The sequence below is a fragment of the Raoultibacter phocaeensis genome (assembly GCF_901411515.1).
Lineage (GTDB): Bacteria > Actinomycetota > Coriobacteriia > Coriobacteriales > Eggerthellaceae > Raoultibacter > Raoultibacter phocaeensis.
The window spans coordinates 964269-987024 of record NZ_CABDUX010000002.1 but is presented as its reverse complement, the minus strand read 5'-3'; the positions used below and the strand labels follow the sequence as shown (position 1 = coordinate 987024).

Below are 22756 nucleotides of genomic sequence, written 5' to 3'. Positions count from 1 at the left end.
ATTAATCAAAGCGCGCGCAACTTAGAGCAGCTTGGATACGGGAAAGTTCACGCGAATCCCCTCGCGTGAAACGCGGATGTCGGGCTCTATGTCGGATTCGAGGTAGTAGCGCTGCGCCAAATCGGCGAACGCGGTCTTCAAAGCGGTCGAGAACTCGGTGAGATCGGCTCCGTCGATCCTCAGTCCCCGCGCATCGCCACCGTGTCGCTTGGATGCTTTTCCGTGCCCCGTCCTCTCATCCTCGAACACAAGGGAATCGGCGATCGACTCGAGCGATCTAATCGACCCGTCGAGAATCCTGCGTGCGGAACGCTGCGACATGGGCAGGCCGATTGCCGCTGCGAGTTCCGCGAACGATTCCGGATCGATTGCCAGGCACAGGCGTTTGGCAACGGGAAACTCTGATGCGTCGGTGGCGAACGCGCGGGCATTCGACGAAACCGTCGCCATGCCGAAATCGTACAGCGTTGCAGCGATATCGGTAGGAGAGCCGCAGTACACGCTCAAAGACGAGCGATGCTCGTAGGCGAACTCGCACACGAGACGGTTGATGTTGCGCGGTCCCCGTATCTGAAGCTCGCCTTCGCTGTCGTAGCCGAATACGGGCATGCTCGATTGGTCGGCCTTCTCAGGCAATTCTTCGAGATCCGTCTCGACGGCGAGCGACGCTCCTTTACCCTTATCGGAAGCGACCACGCAGGCGCTTCGTGCGTTCTCCGCTATGGAGAACAGCGCCATGCCCCTTCCGTGTACGCCCCATTTGTCCACATGCATCGTATCGAGCTTGGACGTGACGCGCGGTTCGAACACGCGGGGCTGCATCGGTATCGGTATGCCGTCGCCGTCGTCGACCATGCAGATCCTGCGCAGTGTGCCCTCACGGGACAGCGCAACGAAGATGCTGCGCGCATGGGCGTCGCGTGCGTTGCGGAGCATCTCGATCACGATGTCTTCGGTCGAGCGGATATCGTGGCGCGCCTGCCTTCGCTCTGCTTCGGCGCTCCGTAAACGAACGAAGCCATCCCCGAGGTCGTCTTCGACCCGGAGATGGCTATCGCCCGAAACCTCTTCGATGAACGATGTCAGCGAGCGGTCGGCCATTTACTTGGCTACGGCGCTTGCGCGGCTTTCGCGAATCACGACGACCTTAACTTGGCCGGGATACTGCATCTCGCTCTCGATCTGATGCGCGATGTCGTGTGCGAGAACGGTTGTGGCAGCCTCGTCCACAACTTCGGGGGTCACCATGACGCGAACTTCGCGGCCCGCCTGGATGGCGTACGTGCGCTCGACGCCCTTATGGGCATTGGCGATTTCCTCGAGTTTCTCAAGGCGCTTGATGTAGGAATCGAGCGTTTCCTTACGCGCTCCCGGACGCGCTGCCGATACGGCGTCAGCCGCCTGCACGAGTACGTCGAGCACGCTGTTGGGTTCGACGTCGTTGTGATGGGCTTCGATCGCATGGACGATCTCGGGCCGCTCGCCGAAGCGACGTGCAAGATCGGCTCCGATCACCGCATGGCTGCCCTCCACTTCGTGATCGACCGCCTTGCCGAGATCGTGCAGAAGGCCCGCACGCTTCGCAGGGATAGGATCGAGACCGAGTTCCGCTGCCATGACACCGCTCAGATACGCGACCTCGAGCGAGTGGTTGAGCACGTTTTGCCCGTAGGACGTGCGGTATCTGAGCCTGCCGAGCGTACGCACGAGCTCGGGATGCAGATCGTGGATGCCGGTGTCGAACGTAGCCTGCTCGCCCGCTTCCTGCACGCGCTGGTTCACGTATTCTTCGGCCTTGCCGAACATCTCCTCGATGCGCGCTGGGTGAATGCGCCCGTCGGCGATGAGGTTTTCCATGGTCACGCGTCCGATTTCGCGACGTACCGGATCGAAGCACGAGATGGTCACGCATTCGGGTGTATCGTCGATGATGAGATTCGTACCGGTGAGCTGCTCGAACGAGCGGATGTTGCGGCCCTCGCGCCCGATGATGCGCCCCTTGAGGTCGTCGGAGGGGATATGGATGGCAGACACCGTGCTTTCCGCCGAATGATCGGCGGCGACGCGCTGGATTGCGAGGCTGAGGATTTCGCGGGACTTCTTATCGGCCTCCGCTTTCGTGCGCATTTCCGCATCGCGGATTATGGCGGCGGATTCGTGGGTGACCTCTTCTTTGAGCATGTCGAGCAACTCTGCCTTCGCCTCGTCGGGAGACATTCCCGCAACGCGCTCGAGGCGACGGTTCACCTCGTCGGCAGCATCTTTCAGATCGCGCTCGCGGCGTTCGATCTGGCCTTGCATGGAGGAAATCTGGTGCTCGCGGGCATCGAGCGATTCGACGCGGCGGTCGAGCGACTCTTCGCGTTGCGACAGGCGGTTCTCGGCTGTACGCACTTCGCGCATACGCTCTTTGTTCTCCGCTTGCGCATCCTGCTTCATCTTGAGGACTTCGTCCTTCGCTTCGACGATCGCCTCCCTACGGAGCGTTTCGGCTTGTTTCTTCGCATCCGCGACGAGGCCTTCCGCCTCTTGCGCTGCCCGCTTCGTCGATGCGTTCACGACGAAGCGCGTGATAACAAAACCGAGAGCGATACCGATGACGGCCCCGATAACGAACCATAATACTTCAGGCATTCGCTCCCCCTTTCAATTCGTTGTTCCTGGTCATCTATTCATTGGTATGGTTCGGCATAAAAAATGCCGGGTAAAACACCTGGCATGAGCGATCGCGCACGTAAGAGCACACATATTGGATTGTCCCTATAGTAAGCACCCTATCGGGTACGCAAGCACTCAATGCTGGTTACCATGATAAAGGTTTCTGCGATTTTGATAAAGGCTTTTTGGAAATTATGACGATTCGCTCCATATGCGGGCAGCGCTCTGAGCGGCCGCGGAGCCGTATCCCTTCGAAACGAGCCTGCGGTAGGCGGCATCGCGTTTGTTCTTCGCGGTAGGTGGGCGTTTTTCGAGGACGGCGAGAGCCCGCTGCACCTCATCCTCGTCGCATTCGGCCCAATTGAGTACCTCGTCGGGGTCGATTCCAAGATCTCGCAACTCCGCTTCGATCCCGCGCCTTCCCTTCCCTGCGCCGAGTTTCGCACGCACGTAGGCTTCGGCGTACCGAACGTCATCGACGATGCCGTATTCGATCGAGCGCGCAAGAGCCGCCTCGACCGCTTCGGGCGAAAACCCATCGCGGGCAAGCCGCTCGCGCAGGCCCTTCGACGATCGCTCGCTTGCACTCACGAGGCGCTGTATCTTCTTGTATGCCTCGAACGCTTCGTCGTCGAGCGCCGAAGAAGCGATCTCACCAGATGCTCCCTCAGCGCTCGCGCGAGGTTTCCCGGCATCGCCGAGGCGGCGCTTCATATCCTCTATGAACTGTTCGTCGATGTAGGGCATTGCTCTTCGATCCCGATCCGCTGTATATCAAAACAACCGGACGGTTATTTCTTACTGGAAGGCTTGGGCGCGGCTTCCACTTCCGATTCCTCCGAAGCGGTGATGACGGGGATCTCGAAGAACTCGCGTACCTTCACTTCTATCTCGTCGCGTAAATCGGGGTTCTCCTTCATGGTGAGCTTCGCCGCTTCGCGCCCTTGTCCGAGGCGCTCTTCGCCGTAGGTGTACCAGGCACCGCTTTTCTTCACGACGCCCGCCTCGACGCCCATGTCAACGATGCAGCCTTCGCGTGAGATGCCCTCGCCGTACATGAGGTCGAATTCGGCTTGGCGAAACGGTGGAGCGACCTTGTTCTTGACCACCTTGGCCCTTACGCGGTTGCCGACCACCTCGCCGTCTTTTTTGATCGAATCGATGCGGCGGATGTCGATGCGCACGCTCGAGAAGAATTTGAGAGCGCGGCCGCCCGTCGTGGTTTCGGGATTGCCGAACATCACGCCGATCTTCTCGCGAAGCTGATTGATGAAGATGCAGGTGGTGTTCGATTTCGAAAGCGAACCTGCCAGTTTCCGAAGCGCCTGGGACATGAGTCGCGCTTGCAGGCCCACCGACGTATCGCCGATCTCCCCTTCGATTTCCGCACGGGGTACGAGGGCTGCTACCGAGTCGACGACGATGCAATCGATCGCGCCGCTGCGCACGAGCATGTCGCAGATTTCAAGGCCCTGCTCGCCGGTGTCGGGCTGCGAGATGAGCACTTCGTCGATGTCGACGCCGAGGCGCGCTGCGTACACGGGGTCGAGCGCATGCTCGGCGTCGATGAAGGCGCACACACCGCCGAGGGCCTGCGCTTCTGCGAGGATCTGGAGCGCGAGCGTGGTCTTGCCGCTCGCTTCGGGGCCGTACACCTCGACAATGCGGCCGCGGGGCACGCCCCCGATGCCGAGCGCGGCATCGAGCGGAAGGGCTCCCGTGGGAATCACGCCGATGGCGAGATGCTTTCCGTCTTCGCCGAGTTTCATGATCGACCCCTGACCGAACTTGCCTTCGATCTGGTCGGTCGTCAACTTGAGCATCTTGGCCTTGTCCTGGTTCATTTCCTTCTCCTCGCTGTAGTGCGTCTGTAGTGCATGCGGACTGTTCCCATTATACGAACAAATGTTTGTCGGTCAAGCATTTGTTCCGATTCGCATGGTAATTCCCAGTATGGCATACGGATCGTGCAGGCGAAGGAACGCAGTGGGACACGAACCTTACGCGGATCATACACGCTGAGGACTTCGATCTGCACGCGATCTTGCACGGTTTACGCCTGCGGGCGAGCTAAAGCGTACGCGATGCGCACCGTCCTGCGATTGCTTCGCGTACGAACTCCAACGCCGCCCTCACGCTCAGGAGCCTGACCTGCTCGCGGTCACCGGGAAAGCGGTGCAGCTTCGACACCGTTATGGCTGCGTCGGACAGACCGATCCAAACGGTTCCGACGGGCTTTCCCTCGACGGCTCCCCCGGGCCCGGCAATACCGGTCACCGAAACGGCGATGTCGACACCGAGGTGCTTGCGCGCGCCGTCGGCCATCTGCTCGGCGGTCTGCGAGCTCACCGCACCGGCAACCTCGAGCGTCTCGCGCCGGACGTCGAGCTCAGCGCGCTTCACGTCGTTCGAATAGCTTACAATGCCGCCCGCCACGGTTTCGGAACTTCCCGGCACCGCGGTCAGCGTAGCAGCGATCAAGCCGCCCGTGCAGCTTTCAGCCGTGCCGATCGTCAAATCAGCCTCGCGCGCCTTCGCGAGCACGTCTTTCGCAAGCGCTTCGAGGGCAGCGGGCTCGATGGAGGCCGCCTCTTCGGCAGTAAGCTCACGAAATGCCTCGCCTTCCTCCCCCGACGCATTTTGCGGCGCCCTGCCGGCTTCGCCTTTCGCTTTGCGCGACGATTTCGTGAACCCGAGGATCTCGCGCGCCTTCACGAAGTAATCGAGCATCGATACGATCGTGAGGATGACGGCTACGAGCATGACCAACCACGAGATGAGGTACAGATGGTTGCTGAACACCTGCGAAAACGTGGTGATCTGCTCGGAGTCCTTGATGATGAACAACACGATGGCGATGATCTGCGTGACTGTTTTCGCCTTGCCGTACCAGCTTGCCGCAATCACGACGCCCTGGCTCGCCGCCACCATACGGATGCCCGACACGATGAACTCGCGGCACAGGATCACCAGCGCGACCCACGACGGCAAGACGCCGAGCTCGATGAGCGCAAGAAGCGCCGCCGCTACGAGAATCTTATCGGCAAGCGGATCCATGAACTTGCCGAGGTTCGTCACCTCGCCCCGGCTGCGCGCAAGGTACCCGTCGAGCCCATCGGTTGCCGCGAGCAGGATGAATATGCCCGCGGCGATCCACGATTTCCATACTTCTGCGTCGTGCCACTCGGGAAACCAAGCGGGCCACGGGCTGATGATGGCGATAACGAACAGCGGCACGCCGCATATGCGCAGAAAGGTTACGATGTTTGCGGGAGTCCACAGTTTTTCGTGCGTTGGATGGGGAGCCGCCATGAGCTACTCTGCCTCCATTTCGTAGAGCAAGGTATCGCCAATCGTCACCGTAACGATCTGGCCGGGTTCGCCCTTCTCGAGATAGACGACGCCGTCGACGTCGGGAGCCTGGCACATCGCTCTGCCGAAGAGCTGGCCGTCCTCCTCGCGGCCGAGCACGAGCACGTCCATCGTCGATCCCGTCCGTTCCGCCACGCGCGCCGTGCAGACGGCATCGGCGACATCGCGCAACACTTGGGCTCGCTCGCGCTTCACGTCCTCGTCGATCTGCCCGTCCATGCGTGCCGCCCGCGTGCCTTCTTCGCGGGAATAGGGAAACACCCCCACGTAATCGAATCCGGCTTCTTCGACAAAGTCGCAGAGCGCTTCGAAATCCTCTTCGCTCTCGCCCGGAAATCCGGCGATGAGCGTCGTGCGCAGCGAAACGCCCCTCACGCGGTTTCTGATGCGGTCGAGGAGGGCTTCGAATTCGCTGCGCGACCCGGTGCGGTTCATTGCGCGCAACAGGGACGGTTGCACGTGCTGAAGGGGGATATCGAAGTAGTTCGCCACGTTTTCGTACGAGGAGACGGCGTCGAGCAGCTCGTCGGTTACGCCTTCGGGCTGGAGGTACATGACGCGAAACCACGTGGTCGGAAACGTTTCGGCAAGGCTCGAAACGAGCCGCGCGAGCGTCGAGGGCTCTTCGAAGTCTTCGCCCCAACGCCCGGTATCCTGCGCGATGAGCACGATCTCCTTCGCGCCCGAAGCGACGGCGCGCTTAACTTCGGCAGCGATGGCGTCGAAGGAAAAGCTGCGGTAGCGGCCGCGGATGTACGGTATCGTGCAAAACGAGCAGAACCGGTCGCACCCGTCGGATATCTTGACGTAGGCAAAATACGACGCATCTTCCCCGCTCGGCAGAGCCTCGCCTGCATCGGTCGGGCGAGCGGAGCAGTCCGTATCGAGCACGCGGCTCAACACCGTCGCTATGTCGTCCTCCTTGCTGCACGGCACGAACGCTGCCGCTTCCGTGAGCTCGCCTTCAAGTTCGTCGCCGTAGCGTGCTGGCATGCAGCCGGCGACCACGAGGGGAACACGCTTGCCGCTGGGCCGTTCGATGTCGGACAGCTCGAAGATCGTCTCGAGGCTCTCTTCGGTTGCCGCTTCGATGAACGAGCAGGTGTTGACCACGATCGCATCGGCTTCGAGGGCGTCGTTTACAGGGACAAATCCCGCAGCAGCTGCCTGCCGCTTCATGCGGTCGCTGTCCACCTCGTTTTTCGCGCACCCGAGCGTGACGAAGCACACGCGCGGTGAATGGAAGGTACCGGCCATCGGTTCGTACGGCTTACCGGTAGTTCACGTACTGGAGCGGCTGACCGTAATCCTTATCCTTCAAAAATGCGATCACGTCCTGAAGCGCATCGCGCGAAGGCGAGCTCACCCGCAGCTTGTCGCCTTCTATCTGCACCTTGACCTTGAATTTCTCGGCTTTGATGTCCTTGTTGATGGCCGACGCGGTATCGCGGTCGATGCCTTCGACGATCGTTGCCGTCTGACGGACGCTCTGGCCTGCGGCGGGCTGGGCAGAACCCCATTTCACGGCCCCTAAATCGATGCCGCGCTTAACGAGCTTCGACGAGATGACGTCGATGACCTGCTTGGCCACGAAATCGCTCGGAGCAGATACGGTCATCGATTTGCCCTGCTTGTCAAGCGTTATCTCGGCCCCTGAATCCTTGAGGTCGTAGCGCTGTACAAGCTCCTTTTTGGCCTGCCCGAACGCGTTGTCGACCTCCTGCATGTCGACGCTCGATACGACGTCGAAGCTCGATTCCTTTGCCATGGTATTCCTTTCGATCGTGCGAAGCGCCGCGCGAAGGCGGCGCTGCGATTCGTCTCGCGTGAGGCCCGAAGACGGTTGAGCCCTCAGGTGTTCGCCCTATTATAAGCAAACGGGGGCCGAAAAGGCCCCCGTCTGGACAGATCATCGAAAACCGCCCACTTTTTACCGCGCAGCGGTTTCAAGCGCGTTGGGCGTGCAGGCAAATCTAGGCGCTCGCGCCGCCGTCTCCGTCGCCCGCATCCCCGCTTCCGCCGTCTGCTGCGTTGGTGTTCGCGGCGCCGTCGGCATCGCCCGAAGCCGTGCCGTTCTCCTGCTCCCACTGCTGCTTGACCGCAGCGAAGTCGACCGTGACCTGATAGACTCCTGCACTGTTCGGATCGGCGAGCTCAAGCTCCTCCCCATCTTGGTATACCTTCACCGATTCGGGACTCGTGGTCACGAACCTGAGCGTTCCCGTTACATCGTATTCCTTCGATGCGGGACCGGTTATGTTCTCCGCAACGATAGGCGTATCGGAGCCATCGACGTAGATTTCGATATAAGGGCTCGCATCCGATCCAACTTCGTACTTGAACACCGCCTTCGCAGGCGCCACTTTTGCAGGCGTCTGCGTCTGGGATTCGTCTGAATCGGATCCTTCGGATGGGGTATCCGACCCCTCGGGATCGGTCAGGCCCGAGACGGGAAGTTTAGGTGCATCGTCTTCCGGTGTCCCGCCCCGCCCGAACACGAGCACAAGCACGATGACGAGCAGCACGAGGATGACCGCACCGGCGATGATGAACGGAAGTTTCGAATTCGAGAGAGGCGATGCCTTCGGCCCGGAATAGAAATTCGTGTATTGCGTGTTCGGAAGTGCGCTCCTGTTCGACCGATGCGTCTGCACGTCGGGATGACGCTCGGTCTGCGAGGCTTCGGCGCGCCGGCGGTCGCGATGGGGATCGTCCACGTAGAGCTTGCGCCCGAGCGCCGAGGTTTCCCCATGGTCGTCGAAATCCCTGCGCGCCGCCCGCCTCGACCCCGCGGCCCCCGTCATGTCGAACCCGCTTTGCTGCCGGGTATCGGAGCGGGCCCTGCCCACCTGATAGGCGTACGCTTCGTCGAGGTACATGCGCGTCACTTCAGTCGGGTTGAGCCCGAGGTAGCGTGCGTAGGCGTTCACCATATTGCGGGCGTAGCCGCGCGGAGGCATGCGCGTAAAGTCGCTCGCCTCGATCGCCTGGAGGATATCGGGGCGTATCCGTAAACGCCGGGCCGCGGTAGCCAAGTCATAGCCCTTGCGTATGCGGGCATCTTGCAAAACCGTTCCGAAATTCACCTGGTCCACGTCTTACTCCCTCGCATACGTTGCATCGTCGGCTTCGTCTTGAGCCTCGAATGCCTTGAGCGTTTCGAGTTCCATCGCATCGACGAGCACCTCGCGCGGCTTGCTGCCGTTCGGAGGTCCGACGATGCCCTTTTCTTCAAGCATGTCCATTATACGCCCTGCTCGCGAATAGCCAACTTTGAGGCGCCGCTGGATGTTCGAGGTCGATCCGAGCCCGCTCGACACGACGATTTCCGCAGCTTCCCAGATAAGCGGATCGTCGCTCGATCCCGAACCGCCCGATCCGTCGGGTGCCGAAGCTCCGAGCGTGATGAGGTTCGTGTTCAGGATTTCCGAATGGTACTCGGGCTCGCCCTGTGATTTCAGCATATCGACGACGGCGTTGATCTCGTCTTCCGATACGTAGCACCCCTGGATGCGCTGAGGTTTAGCGTATTCGGGCTTGGAGAACAGAAGGTCGCCCAAACCGATGAGGTTCTCGGCGCCGGGCGTATCGAGAACGACGCGCGAATCGATGCCCGATGCCACGTTGAACGCGATGCGATTCGTGATGTTCGCCTTGATAAGGCCCGTCACCACGTTGGTCGAAGGTCGCTGCGTCGCAACGATGAGGTGGATGCCCGCCGCACGCGCAAGCTGCGCGATGCGCGAGATTGAAAACTCCACCTCCTTGCCGACATTCATCATAAGATCGGCAAGCTCGTCTATGATGATGACGATGTAAGGTAGCTCTTTCGCCTCTTCGTCTTCGAGCGAACCCGACTGCACCTTGGCGTTGTACTGCCCGATGTTGCGGGCGCCCACCTTCGAAAACACCTTCAAGCGCCGCTCCATTTCGGCCACGCCCCACGAAAGCGCACTTGCAGCCTCTTTCGCCTCGGTCACGACGGGAACATAGAGGTGCGGAATCCCGTTGTAGGGCGTGAATTCGACGCGTTTGGGGTCGATCATGATGAAGCGAACCTCAGACGGTGTCGCGCGCATGAGAATCGACATGATCATGGCGTTGATCGACACGGATTTACCCGATCCGGTGGTGCCGCCGATGAGTAGGTGGGGCATCTTCGCCAAATCAGTGATGATCGACACGCCCTCGACGTCTTTGCCGATGGCGATCTGGAGTGGGCCTACGGAAGCGTCGCGCAGCACATCGCCCAGAAGCACGCTTTCGCGCGTGCGGTTCGGCACCTCGATGCCCACGTAGTTCGTACCCGGTATCGGCGCGAAGATGCGCACACCCGGAGCGGCAAGCGCAAGGGCGATATCGTCTTCGAGCGCCGTGATGCGACTCACGCGCACGCCTGCGGGCAAATCGACCTTGAACAGCGTCACCGTAGGACCTGCAACCCATCCGACGACCTGGGCCATGATAGTGAAATCCTCGAGTGTCTCCTGAAGGCAGGCTGCGGTAGCACGCAGGTCCGATTCGCTTGCCCCGGCGCCCTTGCCCGATGAGCGGGCGAGCAGGTCCATCGGGGGCAACGCGAAGCCGTCTTGAGGCTGCGGCGTGGCGAGCGGTGCGGATTCCTTGGTTTTCTTCTTTGCTAGCGCCTGCGTTTTCGGTGCGGCCTCGGTCGGATCTTCGCGCTTCTTCCCGAGCTTGCGCGTCATGGGCTGCTCGTGCGATTCCGGTTCGTCGAACGTCGGCACCGCAGCGCCGAGTATCTGCGTGTTGAGCGAAGACGTCGCGCGTTTGGGATGGCGCTCGATCTTGGAGGTGTAGGCATTGGATAGGCTCGGCACCGCTCCGTCAGCACGCTCGGGTTCGCGCACCCGCTTGATGCGCGGTTCGAACGGGGGTGCGTCGAGCACGTCGGTCTCATCGGTCTCGTCATGCGAACGAAGCGAGCGCACCTTCTCGATGAGGCTCGATATAGAGAATCCGATGACGACAAGACCCGCGAGGATGATGCCTGCGAGGATCACAGCTGCAATCGTTTGGCCGAAGAGCGTAAGCCCTGCCCACGCGATGCCCGACCCGATGTATCCGCCGCGCGCCGCAAGCACCGTCTCATCGAAAAGCGACCCCGGATCGGCTGTGGCGAGCGGTGCGAACAGAGAAAGCAGCGCGAGCACCGCGATGAATATCATCACGAGCCCGACGGCGACGCGCACCGGCACCTGCTGGCGTTCGAATCGGATGAGGAAGCTCGCCCCGATAACGAGGAGGAAAAACGGCAGCAGGTACGCCCCCACCCCAAGCGTAAGGTGCAAAACAGTCGAGATGAACGAGGTCACCACCGCATCCGATGGCATGACCGCGGCGACGAACAGGACGACCGCCACCACGGCGAACACGACGCCGACGATATCGCGCTGCGTACGCTCGTCGATCAGGTGCGGGGCATCCTCGACGGGTGTGCGGGCACTCTTGTTCTTCTGGGCCTGCTTCTCCTTGGGCGAAGCGGCTTTGCCCTTGCTCTGGGTTTGTTTTTTCTTGGCTGCGGAATTGGTCTGGCGAGCCACGTTCGAGCTCCTTTGTATGCTGTGTTTATGCTGCGATTGTCAAACTTTGTACAGTATAGACGAAAAGCCCGCCTAAGCGGGCTTTTTTCTCGGTTGCGCTCCGAATCGTCACGAAGCGGCACGCTCCCGTTACATGCGGCCCTACGGAACCTGTAAGATATTCACTATAACCATCGGGCGCTGCTTCGTCCGCTCCCACAAAACCGAGAGCAAAGCGCTCTTGCATGCCTTTTCCAGCTCGCGGATCTGCGTATCTTTGGAAAGCGCCCGCTGAAGCGCATTCTTGACGGCTTTCGCGGCATCCTCCTGCAGATAGTCGTCGTCGCCGCCTGTGATACCGTGCATCTCGACACGCACGTCGCTTGCCACCTCGCGGCGCTTCTTCGATATCGCCGCAGCAACCGTTGCAAACCCTTGCGACCCGAGCGCGTTGCGCTCGTCAAGCACGCTTTGCGACGTATCGCCCACCGAAAGGCCGTCTACGAACACAATACCGCTCTGCACGGTCTCGCCGCGCCTCACGCCTTTCGAACTCAGCTCGAGGCTTTCGCCGTTCTCGCAGATGAAGATGTTCTCGCTTGGCACGCCGGTAGCCTCTGCGAGCTTCGCATGGGCGCGCAGGTGCGTCGCCTCGCCATGCACGGGCATGAATGCCCGCGGCTGCACGATCGAGAGCACGAGCTTGAGTTCTTCCGCTCCCGCATGTCCTGAAACGTGCACCATAGCCCGCTTCTTGTCGTACACGTCGGCGCCGATCTTCGCAAGCGAGTTGATGACGCGCGTCACGGCCTTTTCGTTGCCTGGAACGGGCGTGGCCGAAATGATGACGGTATCGCCCTCATCGATGGTGATGGTCTTGTGCTCGCCGTTAGCGATGCGCGCAAGCGCCGAAAGCGGCTCTCCCTGCGAACCGGTGCACATGATGACCACCTGGTCAGCCGGAATGCCCTTGAGATCGTACGCGTCGATGATGTCGGAATCGCTCACTTTGAGATAGCCCAGCCTGCGCGCGATGTCGGTGTTCTGGATCATGCTGCGTCCGGTGACGACCACCTTGCGCCCGTTTGCAATGGCCGCATCGCAGATCTGCTGCATGCGGTGGATGTGGCTTGCGAACGACGCGATGATGACGCGGCCTTTCGCCTGCGAGATGATCTTCGAAAGGTTCTTGCCCACTTCGGCCTCGGAAGGCGTGAAGTTGGGGTTCTGGGCGTTCGTGGAATCGGACATCATGAGATCGACGCCGATTTTGCTGAACCTCGAAAGCGCCCCGAAGTCGGTATGCACACCGTCGATGGGCGTTTGGTCGAGCTTGAAGTCGCCCGTGTGGAGCACGTTGCCGGCGGGGCTTTGGAAGAACACGCCCACCGCACCGGGGATCGAATGGTTGACCGCGAAAAACTCCGCCGTGAAGCATCCGAGCTTGATCTGATCGCCGGGTTTTATCTCGATGAGCTTCGCGTTTTTGATCTTATGCTCGGCGAACTTCCCTTCGATGAGCCCGAGTGTGAGCTTCGTCGCGTAGATGGGCACCGGACGGTCGAGGTCTTTCATGAGGTACGGAAGCGTACCCGTATGATCCTCGTGGCCGTGCGTGATGATGATGCCGCGCAGCTTGTCGGCGTTTTCGAGCACGTAGGTGTAATCGGGCAGGATGAGATCGATACCCGGATGATCGTCATCGGGAAACATCAATCCCGCGTCGTCGAGGATCATATCGCCTTTGCACTCGAACGCCGTCATGTTCTTGCCGATGGCGTCGAGGCCGCCGAGCGGGATAATCTTGAGCTCGGCTTGGGGATCGCGCTTCGGCGCGGCGGAAGCGCGGTTGCGAGCATTTTGCTGGTTTTGCTGGTTCGCATCCTGCGAGCCGCGTTTGCGCGGTGCACTCTGCCCTTGGGATTGCTCCCCCTTCGTCAGCTGGGGCCGTTTCCGCTCCAATTGGACGTGCTTGTACGAGCGCGTGTTCTTTTCTCTACGCGCTTGATTATTCTCGCGGTTGCCGCGAGGGTTGTTCTGTTCCATACTATTCCTTTGACTAGTGCGTTTACAGCACTCCGACCTGGCGCATGACTTGCGCAAGGTGCTCGGATTGCTCCGGCGTCGCATCCACTAAGGGAAGCCGTACGCCACCGACGGGGAACCCGGAAAGCTTGAGCGCCTCTTTTACGAGGATCGGGTTCGAGGTGACGAACAGTTCTTTCATCAGCGGTTGTAGCGCCTCATGAGCTTGCCGCGCACCTTCGGTATCTCCGGCTGCGATAAGCTCAACTATTTCTTTCATACGTGCGGGAGCCACGTTGCCGATCGTCGATATGACGCCGGCGCCTCCCATGTTCATGATCTCGTAGGTTGCCTCGTCATCTCCCGAGTACACCTGGAAGGTGTCGGGCGACTCTTCGATGATCCTTTTGATCTGCTCCATATTACCCGAAGCTTCTTTTACGGCGACGATGTTCTCGACATCGTGGGCAAGCCGTAACGTGGTTTCGGCTTCCATGTTCACAACGCAGCGGCCGGGGATGTTGTACAGGATCACCGGCAAGTCGATCGCCTCGGCGATGGTCTTGAAGTGCTGATACAGGCCCTCTTGGGGAGGTTTGTTGTAGTACGGCACCACGAGCATGACGCCGTCGACCCCGAGCGCGCTGACCTCCTTCGCAAAATCGACCGTATCGGCCGTACAGTTGTCGCCGACGTTGGCAAGCACGGGAACCCGATCCCCTACCGCCGCCACGATGGCCTTGAACAGTTCGATTTTCTGAGGATAGAACACCGTCGGGCTCTCGCCGGTCGTGCCGTTCACGATGAGCGCATCGCTGCCGCCGTCGACGAGCCGTACCGCCAGAGCCTGCGCTTTGTCGAGGTCGAGATCCCTGTTCTCATCAAACGGGGTGACCATCGCGGGTATCATGCGCCCGAACTGGGGCTCGACTTTAGCTGCCATGTGTTCTCCTTCGATACTGCGTTTTGTGCTGACAGAGTAACCGTGATCTTGCATTATGCCACGGATGTACGCCTTAGGCCATGAAGTTCTCCAAACCTACAATGAGCCCGCTTTCCTCACCCACGCTGCGGATGCCGAGCAACACGCCCGGCATGTAGGACGTGCGATCCCATGAGTCGTGGCGGATCGCAAGCGACTGGCCCATCGAGCCGAACACGACCTCCTGGCTTGCAACGTAGCCCATCGAGCGGACCGAGTGCACCGGCACCCCGTCGACGAGCGCCCCTCGCGCGCCCTCGCAACCCTCGATTTCGGTCTCGGAGCCGGGAGCCTCGCTTTCGAACCCGCGCGACTCGGCGATGATCTGCGCCGTGCGCACGGCGGTTCCGCTGGGAGCGTCCTTCTTCTTCGCGTGATGGAATTCGATGACCTCGGCTTCGGGAAAGTACGGTGCAGCTGCTTTCGCGAACTGCATCATGAGCACCGCGCCTGTCGTGAAATTCGGGGCGTAGAACAGGCAGGTGCCGTCGGGTGCGGTTGCGGCGAGCCCCTCGAGCGTCGCGTTGGAAAGCCCCGTCGTTCCAACCACGCAATCGATGCCCGCAGGCAAGGCGACCGCGAGGTTGCCCGCTACCACATCGGGTTGCGTGAAATCGACGAGCACATCGAAATCGGCATTGTCGATCGCCGTACGCACATCGGGATACACGGCGAAACCAGCCTCGGCACCGTGCGGGTCGATGCCGCACACGACCTCCATGTCGTCTGCGGCATCGACCGCTTCGACCACCGTCTTGCCCATTCTCCCGGCGCAACCGGATACCGCAACACGAATCATAGCTCGCTCCCTGTCTCTCGTTTCCGCTATGGTAGCACGGACGAGCACCGGATATGCGTTTCGCATCGGTAACCGATGCTTTGAATCGCTTGGCTGCACCGACGAGAAGCTTCGATTGCGGTTTCAGCCGGGGCCCGCTTGCGCTCTACCGTTTTCCGACATAAAAAACGAACGGATGTTTCGCGTGAAACATCCGTTCGAAATCGTTCTGCGCTCAGCCCGATTCCCAGCGCAGTCCTTCTCTGCTAAGACTTAATGGCGGCGGCGCGGCGTGCGGCCGTTGGAACCGCCTTCGCTCTTGCTGCCGTTTCCGCGGTCCGTGCGTTCTTTGCGATCGCTGCGGCCCGGGCGGTTGTCCGAACGCTCCTTCTTGTCGGAGGAGCCCGTCTGCGCGGGGGCGTCGGGTTTGTCGACGCGGTCGAGCGAGATCTTGCCGTTATCGCCCACTTCGATGATTTCCACTTTCACGATATCGCCGAGGGAAAGCACGTCTTCCACCTTCGCTACGCGGCCGTTGGCCATGCGCGAAATGTGGAGCAGGCCGTCTTTACCCTGCGTAAGCTTGATGAACGCGCCGAAGTCCTTGATGCCCACAACTTCGCCGTCGTAGACTTCGCCGACCTCGGGCTCTTTGACGATACCGAGGATGATGGCCTTGGCGGCATCTCCCGCAGGTCCCTCGACGGCTGCGATGTGCACGGTGCCGTCTTCCTGCACCTCGATGGTCGCGCCCGTCTCATCTTGGATACCGCGGATAACCTTGCCGCCCGTTCCGATGATGTCGCGGATCTTATCGACCGGAATGTGGATGGTCTCGATGCGGGGAGCCGTATCGCGCAGCTCGGTGCGGGGTTCGGCAATTTCCTCGAGCATGGCCGAAAGGATGAAGGCGCGGCCGTCCTTCGCCTGCGAAAGCGCACGGGCGAGGATATCGACCGAAAGGCCTTTCGCCTTGTTGTCCATCTGAAGCGAGGTGATGCCCTTCTCAGTTCCGCACACCTTGAAGTCCATGTCGCCGAGGAAGTCCTCGATGCCCTGGATGTCGGAGAGGATGACGACATCGTCGCCCTCTTTGATCAACCCCATCGCGATACCGGAAACCGGGCGCTTGATCGGCACGCCCGCATCCATGAGCGCGAGCGTCGAGCCGCAGGTAGACGCCATGGACGACGAGCCGTTCGACTCGAGGACCTCGGAAACGACGCGGATCGCGTACGGGAAATCGTCCTCGCTCGGAAGCACGGGGATGAGCGCGCGCTCTGCGAGCGCGCCGTGGCCGATCTCGCGACGCTTCGGGGCGCCCATGCGACCGGTTTCGCCCGTGGAATACGGCGGGAAGTTGTACTGGTGCATGTAGCGTTTGCCCTCGGCAGGATCGATCGTGTCGAGGCGCTGCCACTCGTTGAGCATACCGAGCGTGCAGATGGAAAGCGCCTGGGTCTGCCCGCGCTGGAACAGGCCGGAGCCGTGCACGCGCGGAAGGTAGCCCGGCACTATGTGCAAGGGACGGATCTCCTCGGGACTGCGGCCGTCGGCACGCTCGCCCGTTTCGATGACCATCGCGCGCATCGCGTGCTTCTCGAGTTTCTTAAGCGCAGCGGCTATGTCCGATCCCCATGCGGCGCGCTCCTCTTCGGAGAACTCAGTTTCCTTGATGGAGTCCTTGAGTGCGGCTACTTTGTCCATGCGCGCATGCTTGTCGGCATCCTTGAGAGCAGCGGACATCTGGCCGAGGAACGGCTCGACGCGTGCGGCGATCGAAGGATCGGCCTCATGCACGTTGTAAGCCATGGGCTCGGGATTGACTTTGGCGATGAACGCGGCCTGCTTCTCGCAGAACGCCGCGATGGCCTCCTGGCCGAACGTCATAGCGGCGAGCATGTCCTCTTCGGATATCTCATCGGCACCGGCTTCGACCATCGAGATGTAGTCGGCGGTACCTGCAATGGTAAGCTCGAGGTCGGAGTTCTCCTGCTCGTCGAACGTGGGGTTGACGATGAATTCGCCCGTTTCCTTGTCGCGGGCGATGCGCACGCACGCCGCGGGTCCGTCGAACGGCGCGCCGCCGACCATGAGCGCAGCCGAAGCGCCTGCCACGCAGATGCAGTCGGGCGGATTGATGCTGTCGACCACGAACGTCGTTGCCACGACGTGGACTTCGTACTTGTATCCGTCGGGAAAGCCGGGGCGGATGGGGCGGTCGATCATGCGGGCCGTGAGCGTCCCCTTGTCGGAAGGACGGGCTTCGCGTTTGAGGTAGCCGCCGGGAATGCGCCCGACTGCGTACATCTTCTCGATGAAGTCGACCGTCAGCGGGAAGAAGTCGTAATCGGCCTTCTCCTTGCCTACAACGGCGGTCACGAGCACGGTCGTGTCGCCTTGGGTGACGAGCACGGCCCCGGTGGCCTGCTTTGCGAGTTCGCCGGTTTCGAATCGATACGATTTTCCGTACAGTTCGAAGGATTCGACAATTTTCTCCATAGTGCCTTTTTCTTTCTCTGCAATCCCCCGCACCCTATTGCGCGAAGGCTTCTTCGGAGGTGCGGGTACTTAGATTTCCCGCTTCCACGAGCAGAGGCGCCCTTGCACCTCCGACCGATTCGGAGTCCGCTTGCGAGCGGCCCCGATATACAAAAGCCCGCGTTCGCGGGCTCATGCTGCCTAGATGTTGTCGCGGATACCGAGCTTCTTGATCAGCGTACGGTACTCCTCGATGTCGCGGTTCTTGATGTACTTGAGGAGGCTGCGGCGCTTGCCGATGAGCATCATAAGGCCACGGCGGGTGTGGTGGTCCTTCTTGTGCTCTTTCAAGTGCTCGGTGAGGTTGCGGATGCGCTCGGAGAGGATCGCGACCTGGACCTCAGCGGATCCGGAATCCTTCTCGTCTTTGCCGAATTCCTTGATGAGCTCGGCGGTGCGCTCCGTGGAAATGCTGTCTTTGTTAGCCATTGTTCACCTTTCTCATATGAGTATCGCTTTGCACTGGGTAGGCAAGCAGGTGGGCATGCGAACCAAGTCCAAAGTCGTGCTGCCGTGCAGCAACCTGCATAGTGTATCGGTTTTCGCGCTTGCGAGCAAGAAAGCCTTTCCCCGTTCACGGGCTGAACACATCGGATGCGCAGGGCAGCCTGTATCCGGTTATCCGGGTCGGAATCCTGCGGAAGACGGGCCGCGCGCTATCGTTCGAGGATCGTGAACCCGTGCTTGCCGTTCTGCTTTGCCGTGTACATCGCCTTGTCGGCACGCTCGTAGAGCTCGGTGTAACCATCGCCCTCGGCGGCAAGCGTGGCACCGATGCTCACGCTGAAATCGCTTCCGAGCTCAGCTCCCGCATCGTGCACGCGGGAGATGAGCTCCCGGCAGCGGGCCTCGAGCGACTCGCGCGGAATCGCGCCCTTGATGCATACGGCGAACTCGTCGCCCCCGAACCGGCCGATGGCGTCTTCGCCCCGAAACGTATGGCGGATCGCCGTCGCCAGGCCTATGAGCGTATCATCGCCCTTCCGATGCCCGAGCGTATCGTTTACGTGCTTGAAGTCATCGATGTCGATGACGGCGAAGGCCCCGACGTCGTTTCGCTCGATGAGCGCTTCTGCGCGCTCGCGAAACGCTCCTACACCGAGCAACCCCGTCAGATCGTCTTGATCGGCGCGTATCTTCAAGAGATCCTTTTCCGCCTGCATAGCGCTTGCCGCCTTCGAGCGAGCGCGAGCGTACAGAACGGAAAGCGTCACGATGACGAGCGCCACGACAGCGCACAGCACGATGATCTCGACCGCGTAGTCTTTCACGAACTGCTCGACGGTCGGCTTCTGCGATTCGGTGACTTCCTGGTAAATACTCGCGTTCGCGATGCCGACCGGCATGACTTCGATCGCTTTGTTTATAATTTGCAAAAGCATCGGGTCGGGCGACGAGGGAAACGCGAAACAGACGTTGCTCTCGCTCGTCGAATCGGGCAGCGCAGTGATACCGCGGTACCGATCGACGTTGATGAAAAACGGCGCCGTGTACCCGTCCGCATACGTGTAGTCGGCTTGTCCGCTATCGACTGCCGCAATGCATTCCTCAAGCGTTTCGTACACGACGAAGTTTCCCTTTGAACCGTACTTTTTCACCCGATCGGGCGTAAGCGCGAGGGTTTTTCCTTCGAGCTCCGACGTTCCCACGCCGCTTCCCACAACGAGCCACGCAAGCGATTCGAGGTAGGGGCTGCTGAGCGAAAGACCGTTATCGTGCGCATACTCGAAATCGTGCAGAACCCCCGAAACCGCATCGAGCCGAAGCTGTTCGATCGCATCGTTCACGTCCATCCCCTCGGGAATGGGCACCGCCTCGAACGTGAGCCCCGCGTAGCTCGCTATATGCTCGAGCACGCTTTTCGTAGCGCCCTCGAGTTCCCCCGTTTCCTCGTTCGTATCCTGGATCGGCGCCTCGCCCACCGTATAGCCGACGCGAACCGTCTCCTTTTCATCGATGTAGGCGCGCATCTCGGGCGACAGGCCGTATATCGCCGCATCGCTCCCGAAGTATTTCTGGTGCAAGTCGTTTTGCAACTGCGGCTCTGCGTTGTCGATGCTCGTGATGGCTTCGTTGAGCTGCGATACGATTTCGCGATTTCCTTTCGTTGTGGCGAAATAGAACGGCTTGGGCGTAAACGACGATACGACATGGAGCCCCTCAATCGGAGAGATGTCAACGCCGAGCGCAAGATCTGCCCTTCCCCCGATCACGGCAGCAATCTGCTCGTCGATCGAGGCGCATTCGAGGATCTTAAGCTCGATACCGTTCATCTCGCAGAACGTTTTGAGGTCGGCGGTGCTTTTAGGAGACGGCCCGTTCGTCGCGACGACGATGCGGTCGAGCCGGTATATGTTCGTATCGGTGATCGCCTTGTTCTCATCGGATGCGAACAAGGCCGTGTGGGCGTTTCCGTAGGGCTTGACGGCGTAATCGTAGGTTTCCGCGAGGGATTCGCTGTAGGACATCGCGCCCATGACGTCGATCTCGCCTGCCTCGAGCATGCCGATCAACTCGACGAGCTGATCGTTGATCGATCCTTCGACCGTTACGAACTCGTAGCTCCATCCCGTGTACTGCGATATCTGCTCGAGGTATTCGTAGGTGTAGCCCGAGTAACTTCCGTCTTCCTCGATCTCAGTGAAACCCTCTTGGATCGGAAACCCCACGCGTATGGTTTTTGCGGCATCGTGAGCCTCTGTGGTAGAAGGCTCTGCAAAAGCGGGTTCGGCGAAACCGAATGAGCCCGAAACGAACGGAGCGAAAGAGAACGCTATGACAGTCGCCCAAAGGACGCACGCGACACGCCGCATGACGGCATGCGAGCGAAGGGGGGTATTTTCTCTCATCGTTCGGATCATATATCGAAGTATAGCAGGGTTGAGGCGCGCACTGACAGCGAGTTGCGGCGATCAACCGTTCGTACAAGGCGAATACAGATTCGCGCGGGTTAGTACCCCGCTTGCGGTATCCAGACAGCGAAGCTCGTCATGCCGTTTTTGCTCGCTGCTGTGATGTCGCCGCCATGGGCGCGCGCAATCTCGCGTGCGATGGCGAGGCCGAGGCCAGCTCCGCCCGATGCAGTCGTGCGTGCATCGTCGCCGCGGTAGAACTTCTCGAAGATGCGGTCGAGGTGCTCGGGCGTTATCTCCCTGCCCTCGTTCGTTACGACGATCTTGAGCCATTTCACCTGATCCGTTGCGCTTTCGGATACGCGGACGAGCACCGTGCTCCCCTCATCGGCGTACGAAAGCGCGTTTTTGAGCACGTTGTTGAACACGCGCGAAAGCCGGTTGGCATCGGCGAACGTGGGGAGCTCGTCAGGCGCTTCGAGCTCGATCGCAAGAAAACGCGCTTGGGCCTGCGGATAGAACTCGTCGATGACCTGCTGGCAGAACAGCACCGCGTCGAAGCGGCTCCGCTCGATGGGAATCGTCTGCAGGTTGTAACGGGTGATCTCGAAGAACTCCTCAATGAGCTCTTCGAGGCGGTACGCCTTCTCAAGCGTTATGCTCGCATAGCGGGCTCGTGTTTCGATCGGCATGTCCGGCGACTCCGAGAGCATAGTCAAATATCCGATTATCGAGGTCAACGGGGTCTTAATGTCATGCGCAAGGTATACGACCAGTTCGTTTTTGCGCTGCTCGGCGGCTTTTGCCGCGCGGTTGCTGCGCTCGCGTTCCATCTGGATGCCGTTGAGTGCAAGGGCCGTAGCGGAAAGGTCGGGGGGAAGCGATATCGGTTCGCCGTCGTCGTCGAACATGCCTTCGACCGCTTCGAACAGCGCGTCGAAGTACCGAAGCGCCCGGTTGATGCCCGCGCGGATGACGAGGATGAGCCCCGTAAGATAGCCGAGCACCGCGAGCAGATAGTACAGCGACGAAAGCACGTTGTAGACCGTATAGTTCATGCCGCCCATGAGCGAATAGAACACGAAATTCGAAAGTGAGGTTTTCAGAAACGCCTCGATGAACAGAAACACGAATCCGAAGGCCGCCGTGAACAGCACGGCATTGATGATCGTGCGCCAGAGGATCGATCGCCTGAGCGCTTTGGTTTGGTCGTTTGCGTATTTCATAGCGGACCTTCAGCCTATCCGAGCTTGTATCCGACGCCCCACACCGTTTCGATGTACTCCTGGGACGAATCGACGGCGGCGATCTTCTTGCGCAGATGCCTGATATGCACCATGACGGTGTTGTTTCCCTGCACGCACGCCGGCTCGCCCCACACCGTTTCGAACAGTTCTCCCGATGCGACCGGGCGTCCCGCCTGCTTTGCGAGGCACAGCAGGATGGCATACTCTTTCGGGGTAAGGGAAAGCTCTTCGCCTAGCACGCTCGCCGTATACGAATCCTCGTCGATGGATACCCCGCCTGCTTCAAGTATGTTCGATGCGCTCTTTCGGGACACATCGGGCGCCGAGCGGCGCAGGCGGGCCTTCACCCGTGCCATCAGCTCGCGCGGCTTGAACGGCTTCACCACGTAATCATCGGCGCCGAGTTCGAAGCCGACGACCTTATCGATCTCTTCGTCTTTGGCGGTGAGGAAGATGACGGGCACCTGGCTTGTCTTTCGAATCTCGCGGCAGCATGCGAACCCGTCGATGCCGGGCATCATGATATCGAGGATGACGAGGTCGAACCGATCACGCGCAAGCAGATCGAGTACTTGCCTGGCCGAATAGCACACCGTTGCCCGGTAGCCCTCGTCAACAAGCAGCTTTCCCACCAGATCGGCGATTGCCGCCTCGTCGTCGCAGACGCATATGTGCTGAGCGGTTTCCATGGGCCAATTGTACCGTGCATACCCGCACATGCGACCCGTTCACAAAACAATTAAGGAAAACTTAAGGAATCG

General features: G+C 60.4%; 17 protein-coding genes. All 17 read right to left on the bottom strand.

The window, feature by feature from the left end:
- Positions 1-21: 21 nt before the first annotated feature.
- The gene (locus FJE54_RS11990) at positions 22-1101 is read right to left on the bottom strand and encodes an ATP-binding protein (RefSeq protein WP_139652998.1); all 1080 of its coding nucleotides are present in this window, start codon (positions 1099-1101) and stop codon (positions 22-24) included.
- Entirely contained in the window at positions 1102-2634 is a 1533-nt protein-coding gene (gene rny, locus FJE54_RS11985; protein ID WP_139652997.1) for a ribonuclease Y, read from the bottom strand.
- 216 nt (positions 2635-2850) lie between these two features.
- Complete coding sequence (locus FJE54_RS11980) at positions 2851-3405, bottom strand: regulatory protein RecX (RefSeq protein ID WP_139652996.1); 555 nt, start codon at positions 3403-3405, stop codon at positions 2851-2853.
- Positions 3406-3449: 44 nt separating this feature from the next.
- Positions 3450-4502, bottom strand: coding sequence for a recombinase RecA (gene recA / locus FJE54_RS11975; protein ID WP_139652995.1), 1053 nt, complete (start codon positions 4500-4502; stop codon positions 3450-3452).
- A gap of 226 nt (positions 4503-4728) precedes the next feature.
- Positions 4729-5970: a CDP-diacylglycerol--glycerol-3-phosphate 3-phosphatidyltransferase gene (gene pgsA / locus FJE54_RS11970; RefSeq protein WP_139652994.1), complete on the bottom strand. Its 1242-nt coding sequence runs from the start codon at positions 5968-5970 to the stop codon at positions 4729-4731.
- 3 nt (positions 5971-5973) lie between these two features.
- On the bottom strand, positions 5974-7287 hold the full coding sequence (gene rimO / locus FJE54_RS11965; protein ID WP_139652993.1) for a 30S ribosomal protein S12 methylthiotransferase RimO: 1314 nt from the start codon (positions 7285-7287) through the stop codon (positions 5974-5976).
- A gap of 13 nt (positions 7288-7300) precedes the next feature.
- Entirely contained in the window at positions 7301-7798 is a 498-nt protein-coding gene (locus FJE54_RS11960; protein WP_139652992.1) for a YajQ family cyclic di-GMP-binding protein, read from the bottom strand.
- A 205-nt stretch (positions 7799-8003) separates the two neighbouring features.
- Positions 8004-9125, bottom strand: a complete 1122-nt coding sequence (locus FJE54_RS11950; RefSeq protein ID WP_139652990.1) for a helix-turn-helix domain-containing protein — start codon at positions 9123-9125, stop codon at positions 8004-8006.
- Positions 9126-9128: 3 nt separating this feature from the next.
- The gene (locus FJE54_RS11945; protein WP_139652989.1) at positions 9129-11591 is read right to left on the bottom strand and encodes an FtsK/SpoIIIE family DNA translocase; all 2463 of its coding nucleotides are present in this window, start codon (positions 11589-11591) and stop codon (positions 9129-9131) included.
- A gap of 141 nt (positions 11592-11732) precedes the next feature.
- Positions 11733-13616, bottom strand: coding sequence for a ribonuclease J (locus tag FJE54_RS11940; protein WP_139652988.1), 1884 nt, complete (start codon positions 13614-13616; stop codon positions 11733-11735).
- A gap of 22 nt (positions 13617-13638) precedes the next feature.
- A complete protein-coding gene (gene dapA, locus FJE54_RS11935; RefSeq protein WP_139652987.1) occupies positions 13639-14538 on the bottom strand; it encodes a 4-hydroxy-tetrahydrodipicolinate synthase in 900 nt (299 codons plus the stop codon).
- Positions 14539-14611: 73 nt separating this feature from the next.
- Entirely contained in the window at positions 14612-15376 is a 765-nt protein-coding gene (gene dapB / locus FJE54_RS11930) for a 4-hydroxy-tetrahydrodipicolinate reductase (RefSeq protein WP_139652986.1), read from the bottom strand.
- 252 nt (positions 15377-15628) lie between these two features.
- On the bottom strand, positions 15629-17857 hold the full coding sequence (locus FJE54_RS11925) for a polyribonucleotide nucleotidyltransferase (RefSeq protein WP_139652985.1): 2229 nt from the start codon (positions 17855-17857) through the stop codon (positions 15629-15631).
- Between the two features lie 180 nt (positions 17858-18037).
- A complete protein-coding gene (gene rpsO, locus FJE54_RS11920) occupies positions 18038-18325 on the bottom strand; it encodes a 30S ribosomal protein S15 (protein WP_139652984.1) in 288 nt (95 codons plus the stop codon).
- Positions 18326-18552: 227 nt separating this feature from the next.
- A complete protein-coding gene (locus FJE54_RS11915) occupies positions 18553-20745 on the bottom strand; it encodes a GGDEF domain-containing protein (protein WP_180326720.1) in 2193 nt (730 codons plus the stop codon).
- A gap of 101 nt (positions 20746-20846) precedes the next feature.
- The gene (locus FJE54_RS11910; RefSeq protein ID WP_139652982.1) at positions 20847-21974 is read right to left on the bottom strand and encodes a sensor histidine kinase; all 1128 of its coding nucleotides are present in this window, start codon (positions 21972-21974) and stop codon (positions 20847-20849) included.
- 14 nt (positions 21975-21988) lie between these two features.
- Entirely contained in the window at positions 21989-22684 is a 696-nt protein-coding gene (locus tag FJE54_RS11905; protein ID WP_139652981.1) for a response regulator transcription factor, read from the bottom strand.
- Positions 22685-22756: the final 72 nt, after the last annotated feature.